The sequence below is a fragment of the uncultured Muriicola sp. genome (assembly GCF_947258935.1).
Lineage (GTDB): Bacteria > Bacteroidota > Bacteroidia > Flavobacteriales > Flavobacteriaceae > Muriicola.
This window is the reverse complement of sequence record NZ_CAMYKH010000072.1, coordinates 1-9,594: the sequence shown is the minus strand read 5'-3', so window position 1 is coordinate 9,594 and position 9,594 is coordinate 1. Positions and strand designations below refer to the sequence as shown.

Sequence of the window (9,594 nt, the reverse complement as noted above, 5' to 3'; positions counted from 1 at the left end):
GCTGTAAATTGTTTGGTTACATCACCGGGGAGTTGATAGGGAAAAAAGTGGAAATATTTATTCCCCAAAAAATTAGAAAAATTCGGAAAGACAAAAAAGCATCTTATGCCAGCAACACAGAACCTTGGCAAATTGGCGAACATATAAATCTATTCGGCATAAAGCGAAATGGTAGACAATTTCCCCTGGGAATGCGGCTAAGTCCGGCAAATATTGGAGATAAGCAAGTAGAAATTGTTTTTGTAAGAGATACTTCGGATCAGGAAAAGCACCTAAGGCCATTTTGTGAAACAATTGCCAACCTTCCGCATCTTAGGCGTATGACGATTGAGCGAAATATTGTGCGTCAGGAACTTCAAAATAGCTCAGAATTTCTTGGAGAACACCCTAATGATCTTGAGCAAGAAGTCGCGGAACGTACCGAAGTATGCAAAGCCATCTTACAGAAACTTATTGATACAAATTTAAGTCTGGAAGATCAAATGATGGAGACCAAAGAAGCCGAAAAAAAGTCATTGGCGAGTCAGGCAATGTTTACCGCCATATCAAAAAACTTCCCCAAAGGGGTAATTATCGTTATCAATGCCGATTTTGATATCGTCTATATAGATGGAGGTGAACTGTATCGATTAGGTTATAAAAAAAGTCAATTTGAAGGACTTAATATTGATGATATTGATGCTTTTTCAAAAGAAAGGATAGCACGTATCAAAGAAGATGTCAAAAGAACATTGGAAGGCGAACACCTTTCATTTGAGACTCGTTTCAAGAATAAGAACTATGCAGTAAACACCTCTCCACTTTTGAACGGTAATAACATAGTAAAATGGACGCTCTTTGTCTTTAATGATATTACCAAACAGAAACAAGCAGAAGTTGAGATTCGCAAGGCCCTGGTGCAAGAGCAGGAACTCAACAAATTGAAATCACGTTTTATTTCAATGGCATCCCATGAATTCAGAACGCCCTTGAGCGCAATTTTGTCCTCAGCCATACTTCTTCAAAAACAGAACGAATCGGACCATAAAGAAAAACGCATAAAATATATCCAGCAAATAAAATCGAATGTCAGGAATTTGGTGGTTATTCTGAACGACTTTATGTCGCTTGCCAAATTGGAGGAAGGAAAAGTGGCGGTAAAACCAATGCTTTTTGATCTGGTAGCATTTTCAAATACCTTGCTCGAAGAAATAGGGCCCACAAAAAAAAGAGGGCAAACCCTCCAAATGAAAACCAACAAAGAAACTATCGGAGTATACCTAGATCAAAAATTGATGCAACATATCCTTATCAATTTGTTATCTAACGCCATTAAATATTCTGATGTAGATCAGGATATTCAATTGAATTTGATAAGAGGAAAGAAAACCACATGTATAGAAATTAAGGATCAGGGCATCGGCATCCCCATCCATGACCAAACAAATCTCTTTGAACGTTTTTTCCGTGCTGAAAACAGTTTAAACATGCAAGGTACTGGTCTGGGTTTACATATTGTAAAACAGTACACTGAACTTTTGGGTGGTACAGTATCCTTTGAAAGTGAAGCAGGAGAAGGATCTGTTTTTAGGGTTGAGTTTCCGGTGAGATGAAAGGCCTGTATGACAGACTAAAAGTTAGAATAATGAAAAAGATTCTATTGATCGAAGATAACAAGGATGTATGCGAAAATACGGCCGATATTCTAGAATTGTCTAATTACGAAGTGGCCACGGCAGAGAACGGCAGAGTGGGCGTAGATAAGGTCAGAACGTTCAAGCCAGATTTGATCTTATGTGACATAATGATGCCCGTCATGGATGGTTACGAGGTGATAGAGGAATTAAGCAAAGACAATGAAACCGCAAGTATTCCTTTTATCTTTTTGACCGCCAAAGCGGATAAATCAGATTTTCGAAAGGGTATGAACCTTGGTGCTGACGATTACCTGACAAAACCCTTTGAGGAGCACGAACTGCTCGAAGCTGTTACCAGTCGTTTGAAAAAGTCTGATTTTCTGCGAAAGGAATTCTCTAAAAACATAGAAGGCATTCATGAATTTCTCCAGGATGCAGCCAGCTACCTCAATCTGGAACATATCTCAAGAGAGTATCGTCCAAAAAAATACGACAAAAAGGAATTTGTATTTAGGGAAGGTGATGGCGCGCATACTTTGTATTTTATTGAAAGCGGTACTGTAAAGACCTACAAAACCATGGAATCTGGCAAGGAGTTCGTAACTGGCATTCACAAAGCAGGCGATTTTATGGGTCAATTATCTCTTTTGAATCCAAACGGCACTTATCTTGAAACAGCCATGGCAATTGAGAATACAGAGGCTTATGGCATTCCGAAATCGGCTTTTATTCATCTGCTTTACGAGAATAAAGAGGTGGCCCATAAGTTTATTGACATCATTTCAAACAGTCTTATTGAAGTTCAGGAGCAACTGGTTAATATGGCCTACTCATCGGTTCGCCAGCGAGTGGCCAAGAACTTATTGGATATGTTTTATAAGGGGATTATTAAAGATTTCCCCAATGAGGGCATCGATATTCCGCGTGAAGATTTTGCGGGCATGATAGGTACCGCTACAGAAACGGCGATCCGTACCCTTTCTGAATTTAAGGAAGAAGGTCTGATTAAGATGGGCTATGCCAAAAGGATTATCTTATTAGATAAAGAGGCGTTACAGCATATCGTGGATAATAGGTAGGGTAATTAATACAGAAAATATTCGAGTACTTCTTAGTTGATATGTGATCATGATCTATTTAAATAAAGGAGTACATTTTTCTCAATTCTATTTTGAATGTTTTTAATATCCGCTTTTAGGAATTTCTCCCCGGTAATATTCTCATATAATTCTATATACCTATCTGATACTGTTTTTATGTAGGCATCAGACATTTCGGGCACTGTTTGACCCTCTAAGCCCTGAAAGCCATTCTTAATGAGCCACTGCCGCACAAATTCCTTGGAAAGCTGTTTTTGTGGCAAATTGTCATCTTGTCGTTGTTGATAACCCTCTTTGTAAAAGTAACGTGAAGAATCCGGGGTATGGATCTCGTCAATAAGAACGACAGTTCCATTTTTTCGTTTGCCAAATTCGTATTTGGTATCTACCAATATCAAACCTCTTTTTGCGGCAATTTCAGACCCTCTTTGAAATAAAGCTCTTGTATATTTTTCAAGAAGAAGATAATCGGACTCAGAAACAATACCGCGCTTTAAGATGTTTTCTTTTGAGATATCCTCATCATGGTCTCCCTTTTCCGCTTTGGTTGCAGGAGTAATAATCGGTTCGGGAAACTTGTCATTCTCTTTCATCCCCTCCGGCATTGCAACTCCGCATAAGCTTCGTTTTCCACTTTTGTATTCCCGTGCGGCATGCCCTGATAAATACCCGCGTATTACCATTTCAACCTTAAAAGGTTCACAGGCGTAGCCCACCGCTACATTAGGGTCCGGGGTAGCCAGGAGCCAGTTGGGTACTATGTCGGCCGTGGCGGCCATCATCTTGGTGGCGATCTGGTTCAGGATCTGCCCTTTATAGGGAATCCCTTTGGGCATCACTACATCGAAAGCCGAAAGCCTGTCTGTAGCGATCATCACCAAAATATCGTTCTCCAGGGTATAAACTTCCCTTACTTTTCCTTTATAGACCTTTTTTTGTCCGGGGAACTTAAAATTAGTACTGGTTATGGTTTGGCTCATGTAGTCCTTAGTTCTGATGCTCAATATTCCTGTAGGCATCGATCACTTTTTTCACCAATTTATGTCGGATCACATCTTTATCGTCCAAATAGATCATTTCGATCCCTTCTACATCCTTCAGGATAAGCATAGCCTCTTTTAGTCCGGAGATAATCCGTCTTGGAAGGTCAATTTGCCCTGGATCTCCCGTCAGTAAAAATTTAGCATCCTTTCCCATTCTGGTAAGGAACATTTTCATTTGCGCATGGGTAGTATTCTGTGCCTCATCCAGGATCACAAAGGCATGATCCAGGGTTCTTCCTCTCATAAAGGCCATAGGAGCTATCTGTATAGTGCCATTCTCTATGTACAGTGCCAACTTTTCACTGGGGATCATATCGCGCAGCGCATCATAAAGTGGCTGCATATAGGGATCTAGTTTTTCCTTTAGATCTCCGGGCAGGAATCCCAGGTTCTCCCCTGCTTCCACAGCCGGTCTTGTTAAAATGATCCTTTTAACCTCTTTGTTCTTTAGGGCCTTTACGGCAAGAGCAACCCCGGTATAGGTTTTCCCCGTACCTGCAGGGCCAATAGCAAAGACCATATCGTTTTTAGACATAGCATCTACCAATCGGCGTTGATTAACCGTTTGTGCTTTGATGTATCTTCCATTTACACCATGCACCAGGATCTCATTGCTTTGATCCGGGGAGGCATAATCTTCCTTATCATTACTTGTTAAAACGCGTTCTATAACATTTTCATCGAGCTTGTTGTACTTGGTGAAATGCGCAGTTAACATGTGAAAGCGCTTGTCAAACTCATCTAAAAGCTTGTCGTCCCCAAACACTTTGATCTTGCTGCCTCTGGCCACGATCTTGAGTTTTGGAAAATACTTTTTTAGAAGATCTATGTGTTCGTTCTGGTGTCCAAAAAATTCGCGTGGACTAATTTCCGTGAGTTCTAGTGTGAGTTCGTTCAAAGAAGCTATAAGTTATGAAGATGGGATGAATATAAATTTCGAAACGCTGATTTTTTGTTTAATTTTGACATACAAACTTAAGAATAAAACAGTTTGATGCTCCAAAAAAATATCAACAGTCTTGCATGGCGATTATAACATTAACTACGGATTTTGGACATAAAGACCATTTTGTAGGCGCCATTAAAGGAACCATCTATAGTGAATTGGAAGATGCTAAAATTGTTGATATTTCACATTCCATAAGCCCCTTCAACATTCAGGAGTGTGCCTATATCCTGAAAAACTCCTATAAAGCCTTCCCCAAAGGAACCATCCATATTGTGGGTGTGGACGCCGAATGCACCGCAGAAAATCAACATCTCGCCGTATATGTAGATGGGCATTACTTTATCCTTGCCAACAATGGGGTAAGCAGCCTAATAACCTCGGAAATAAAGCCGGACAAGGTGGTAGAATTAAAGATCCCAAATCCCCATCCCGGCGCTTTTCCTGTTTTGGAGGTCTTTGTTAAAGTGGCCTGCCATATAGCCCGCGGTGGTACCCTGGAAGTAGTTGGCAAAAAATTCGATGCCCTAAAAGAACTTAAAGAATTTGCACCCAGGATTACCAATAACGGAGATACCATCACCGGCCGTGTCATCTATATTGATAACTATGGGAATGTGGTCACTAATATTCAAAAGAGTCTGTTTGAGGCGTATCGCAAGGGACGCGACTTTGAACTGCTGGCAAGAAATAAAAAGATAACCAGGATAGTGAATAATTATAGTGAGATCATAGATTTTGATCTGGAGAAACAGCAGCGCAAAGGTCCGGGTGATCTTTTGGCCTTGTTCAATTCTGCCAATTATATAGAACTGGCGATCTATAAGAGTGATCCAAACACCGTTGGAAGTGCGTCTTCCTTGCTGGGATTAGATTATAGGGATACAGTGATCATAAATTTTAAATAAATGATAGTTCGCATCGTAAAACTCAACTTCAAAATCGAAAACATTCCTGGTTTTGAACGCATATTTGAAGAAACCAAAAATGTAATTCGGGGATATGATGGATGTTCGTTATTAGAGTTATATCAGGACGTCAATGACCCCTCTATTTTCTTTACATATAGTCATTGGGAATCAGAAGATCATTTGGCAGCCTATAGAAAATCCGACTTCTTTAAGGAAGTTTGGGGCCGTACCAAATTGCTGTTTGATGATAAGCCCCAGGCCTGGAGTGTTCAAAAAGTACACAGCTTAAATTAATTTCTATGTTCGCCATCTTTAAAAGAGAGCTCACATCCTTTTTTACTACAGCAACAGGCATACTGGCATTGGGCTTGTTTTTGGCTATCAATGGTTTGCTCTTATGGGTGTTTAAGGGACCTTATAATCTGTTCGATTATGGATTTGCTGATCTGTCTGCATTTTTTAAGTTATCTCCTTTTATTTTTCTTTTCCTAATTCCCGCCTTAAGCATGAAAAGTTTTTCAGAAGAAAAAAAATCAGGAACCCTGGAGTTACTGATGATGAAGCCTATTAGCCCGTGGGAACTGGTTCTGGGTAAGTTTTTTGGGATCATGGTATTGGGGATTATCGCATTGGTGCCCACTCTGGTCTACGTTTGGTGTATCTCAGCATTAGGGACCGAACCCGGAAATTTTGATCTGGGAATGGTAGTAGGCGCTTACATTGGGATGGTTTTGTTACTTACTGCATACACTGGTATTGGCCTCTTTGCCTCTACCCTATCCGAAAATCAAATTGTAGCCTTCCTTTCTGCAATACTGCTAGCATTATTTGCTTATCTCGGCTTTCAAGCCATCTCCGGAGTACTCTCAGATGGTAGTATTTCCCTTTTCATTGAAAATATAGGAATGAAAGCCCATTATGAGCGTATGGGTCGAGGGATCATAGATACCCGCGATGTTGTCTACTTTCTATCCATGGCCGTATTTTTTCTCTTTATGACCGTAACCCGATTAAAACAACGTGCTTAAAATGAAAAATACTATCCTACGAAATATCATGCTTGGGTTGGGACTTTTCATCCTTTTAAATCTCCTGGCATCCTTCTTTTATCTCCGTTTCGATCTAACCGAGGACAAACGATTTACTTTGTCTGAGGCTACAGAGACCGTGATCCAGCAGTTCGAAACTCCGGTTATCATTGATGTGTTGCTGGAAGGTGAACTTCCTGCTGAGTTTCAGCGTCTTAAAGTAGAGACTGAACAACTTTTGGAGAATTTTTCCAATAAGAACAGCAACATCAAATACAATTTTGATGACCCCATGGAAGATGCTTCACAGGCAGAGGCAACATTGGCACAACTTCAGAGTATTGGCCTTACTCCAGCGAATGTGACTACAGAAAATGAGGGTAAAGTATCTCAGGAGTTGGTATTTCCTTGGGCCATGGTAACTCATAATGACAAAACGGTTAAAGTAGCCCTTCTTAAAAATAAACTGGGAACCAGTTCAGAAGACAGGATCAACAATTCTGTTCAAAACCTGGAATACGCCTTTGCAGATGCCTTTACGAAATTAGGAATTAAGGAAAAGAAACGGATCGCCGTCATTAAAGGAAACGGAGAACTTGCGGATATCTACCTGGCCGACATATTAGGATCGCTGCGGGAATATTACAACCTGGGTGCCATAACCCTCGATTCTGTGGAAAGAAACCCACAAAACGTATTAGATCAGCTCAAAACCTATGACCTTGCTTTAATCGCTAAACCTACGGTGGCTTTTACAGAAGACGAAAAATATATATTGGATCAATTTATAGTGAATGGCGGGAAGTCGCTTTGGTTGGTGGATCCTGTGGCCATGGAACTCGACAGTCTTTTTAATGAAAAAGGAGAAGCCCTGGCATTGGCAAGGAATTTAAATCTTAATACTTTTTTCTTCAAATATGGGGTCCGCATTAATCCTGTTCTCGTCAATGATCTTTATTTTTCTCAGATCGTTCTTGCCACTGGAGAAGGGAACAGTGCGGACTATAACCCCCTCCCCTGGTATTACAATCCCATGGTATTATCAAAAAATAACCATCCGATAAATACCAACACAGAAGCCCTGAGGTTTCAATTTACAAGTACCATAGATACCTTAAACAATGAGTACAAAAAGACCATACTGGCACAGAGCTCGCCTTTATCGAGAACCGAGACCTTGCCGAAAATTATAAGCTTTAATATTCTTAATTCACCGCCTGACAAAGAACAATACACCAATGGAAATAAGCCATTGGCGGTTTTAATTGAGGGGGCATTTAGTTCAGCATTTCTCAATAGAGTAAAACCAATAACATTAGAAGGCAGTAAAGAAATAGGTCCGGAAAATAAGATGATCGTAATTGCTGACGGGGACCTAATTGCCAATCAATTGCGAAATAACAGGCCATTGGAATTGGGGTATGATAAATGGACAAATAATTTCTATGGCAACAAGGAATTCTTGCTGAATTGCGCGAATTACCTGCTTGATGATTCCGGACTTATAAACATTCGAAACAAATCGGTTGCCATTCCAATGTTGGATGGGGAGAAAATCGCTTCACAGAAATCCAGGTGGCAGTTCATTGCCATAGGGGTTCCCCTCGTTTTTGTTCTGCTTTTATCCCTGCTTTTTTCCATCCGGCGCAAACGGAGATTTGGCCAATAGATGTTAATAAGTAAGTTTTAAGAAAATAGACAATTAGGATATATTTGTTTTTAGATCTTTGAGTAAGGATTTTTCTCAAATTATAGCCGAAAAGACGGAAGTAAGCGATTGTTTTAACATCTCAAAGTAACAAGGTCAGAAGCATATCTCTTATTTCCATGGTAACCAAAAAACAGACATTGTGAAATTCATTGTATCGAGTACGTATTTATTAAAACAACTTCAGGTATTGGGGGGTGTTATCAATAGCAGCAATACCCTACCCATTCTGGATAATTTTCTATTCGAATTAAAGAAGCGCCAACTCACAGTTTCTGCTTCAGATCTGGAAACCACCATGAGTGCGGTTTTGGAAGTGGAATCGGACAATGAGGGGACAATTGCCGTTCCTGCCCGACTTTTACTGGATACCTTAAAGACCTTTCCCGAACAACCCCTAACCTTTATAGTAGAGGATAATCATACGGTAGAGATCAGTTCTAATTACGGAAAATATGCCCTGGCCTATGCCGATGGCGCAGAATTTCCGAAGGCAGTTGAACTTGCAAAACCAAGTTCTACAACGATAATGGGAGATATTTTAGCAACGGCCATCAATAAGACCATTTTTGCAGCCGGGAATGATGACCTTAGACCGGTTATGAGCGGAGTATTCTTTCAATTCTCATCGGAGCATTTAACCTTTGTGGCCACAGATGCGCATAAACTAGTTAAATACAGGCGCAATGATGTAAAGGCCTCTGAGGTAGCCGAGTTTATCATGCCCAAAAAACCATTGAATTTGTTAAAGGGTATCCTTTCCGGGAGTGAAGAAGAGGTGAAGGTGGAGTACAACGATAGCAATGCTAAATTCAGTTTTGAAAATACGGAATTGATCTGCCGACTCATCGATGGGAAATACCCCAATTATGAGGCAGTCATCCCAAAGGAAAACCCAAATAAACTCACAATCTCCAGAAATCATTTCCTGAGTTCCGTACGGCGGGTTTCTATTTTTTCAAATAGAACTACCCATCAGATCAGGTTGCGAATTGCAGGGGCAGAACTCAATATCTCTGCAGAAGATATTGACTATAGCAACAAGGCCGAAGAACGACTTACCTGTGCCTACCAGGGTGATGATATGCAGATTGGTTTTAATTCCAGATTCTTAGTAGAAATGCTCGGTAATTTATCTTCAGAAGAGGTTTCTCTGGAACTAAGTCTGCCGAACAGGGCCGGAATCCTCACTCCTATCGATGGCCTGGATGAAGGGGAACATGTTACCATGCTGGTAATGCC

The 9,594-nt window shown here is 40.5% G+C and carries 9 protein-coding genes; 7 read left to right on the top strand and 2 right to left on the bottom strand.

Features of this window, described 5'->3' with window-relative positions:
- Both Q0X72_RS11205 and Q0X72_RS11200 read left to right on the top strand, forming a co-directional pair.
- A partial coding sequence (locus tag Q0X72_RS11205; RefSeq protein WP_297765311.1) for a PAS domain-containing sensor histidine kinase occupies positions 1-1,592 on the top strand: 1,592 nt, incomplete at its 5' end.
- Between the two features lie 32 nt (positions 1,593-1,624).
- Entirely contained in the window at positions 1,625-2,695 is a 1,071-nt protein-coding gene (locus tag Q0X72_RS11200; protein ID WP_297765309.1) for a response regulator, read from the top strand.
- Positions 2,696-2,742: 47 nt separating this feature from the next.
- Here Q0X72_RS11200 and Q0X72_RS11195 read toward each other — a convergent pair whose 3' ends face one another.
- Positions 2,743-3,696, bottom strand: a complete 954-nt coding sequence (locus tag Q0X72_RS11195) for a phosphoribosylaminoimidazolesuccinocarboxamide synthase (protein ID WP_297765314.1) — start codon at positions 3,694-3,696, stop codon at positions 2,743-2,745.
- Between the two features lie 7 nt (positions 3,697-3,703).
- Positions 3,704-4,657, bottom strand: coding sequence for a PhoH family protein (locus Q0X72_RS11190; RefSeq protein WP_297765306.1), 954 nt, complete (start codon positions 4,655-4,657; stop codon positions 3,704-3,706).
- 125 nt (positions 4,658-4,782) lie between these two features.
- Between Q0X72_RS11190 and Q0X72_RS11185 the strand changes: the two genes are divergently transcribed.
- From Q0X72_RS11185 to dnaN, 5 genes are all read left to right on the top strand, one after another.
- Entirely contained in the window at positions 4,783-5,613 is an 831-nt protein-coding gene (locus Q0X72_RS11185; protein ID WP_297765303.1) for an SAM-dependent chlorinase/fluorinase, read from the top strand.
- Positions 5,614-5,910: a putative quinol monooxygenase gene (locus Q0X72_RS11180; protein ID WP_297765300.1), complete on the top strand. Its 297-nt coding sequence runs from the start codon at positions 5,614-5,616 to the stop codon at positions 5,908-5,910.
- A 5-nt stretch (positions 5,911-5,915) separates the two neighbouring features.
- Positions 5,916-6,644 carry a gliding motility-associated ABC transporter permease subunit GldF gene (gldF, locus tag Q0X72_RS11175; protein WP_297765297.1) on the top strand — a complete coding sequence of 243 codons (729 nt, stop codon included), beginning with the start codon at positions 5,916-5,918 and terminating at the stop codon, positions 6,642-6,644.
- Position 6,645: 1 nt separating this feature from the next.
- Entirely contained in the window at positions 6,646-8,313 is a 1,668-nt protein-coding gene (gldG, locus tag Q0X72_RS11170) for a gliding motility-associated ABC transporter substrate-binding protein GldG (RefSeq protein WP_297765294.1), read from the top strand.
- A 181-nt stretch (positions 8,314-8,494) separates the two neighbouring features.
- On the top strand, positions 8,495-9,594 hold a 1,100-nt coding region (gene dnaN, locus Q0X72_RS11165), incomplete at its 3' end, for a DNA polymerase III subunit beta (RefSeq protein ID WP_297765292.1).

Excerpts from the sequence above, each read along its gene's own strand:
- gldF (WP_297765297.1), top strand. The coding sequence starts at position 5,916 with ATGTTCGCCATCTTTAAAAGAGAGCTCACATCCTTTTTTACTACAGCA.
- Q0X72_RS11200 (WP_297765309.1), top strand. The coding sequence starts at position 1,625 with ATGAAAAAGATTCTATTGATCGAAGATAACAAGGATGTATGCGAAAAT.
- Q0X72_RS11185 (WP_297765303.1), top strand. The coding sequence starts at position 4,783 with ATGGCGATTATAACATTAACTACGGATTTTGGACATAAAGACCATTTT.
- Q0X72_RS11195 (WP_297765314.1), bottom strand. The coding sequence starts at position 3,696 with ATGAGCCAAACCATAACCAGTACTAATTTTAAGTTCCCCGGACAAAAA.
- gldG (WP_297765294.1), top strand. The coding sequence starts at position 6,646 with ATGAAAAATACTATCCTACGAAATATCATGCTTGGGTTGGGACTTTTC.
- Q0X72_RS11180 (WP_297765300.1), top strand. The coding sequence starts at position 5,614 with ATGATAGTTCGCATCGTAAAACTCAACTTCAAAATCGAAAACATTCCT.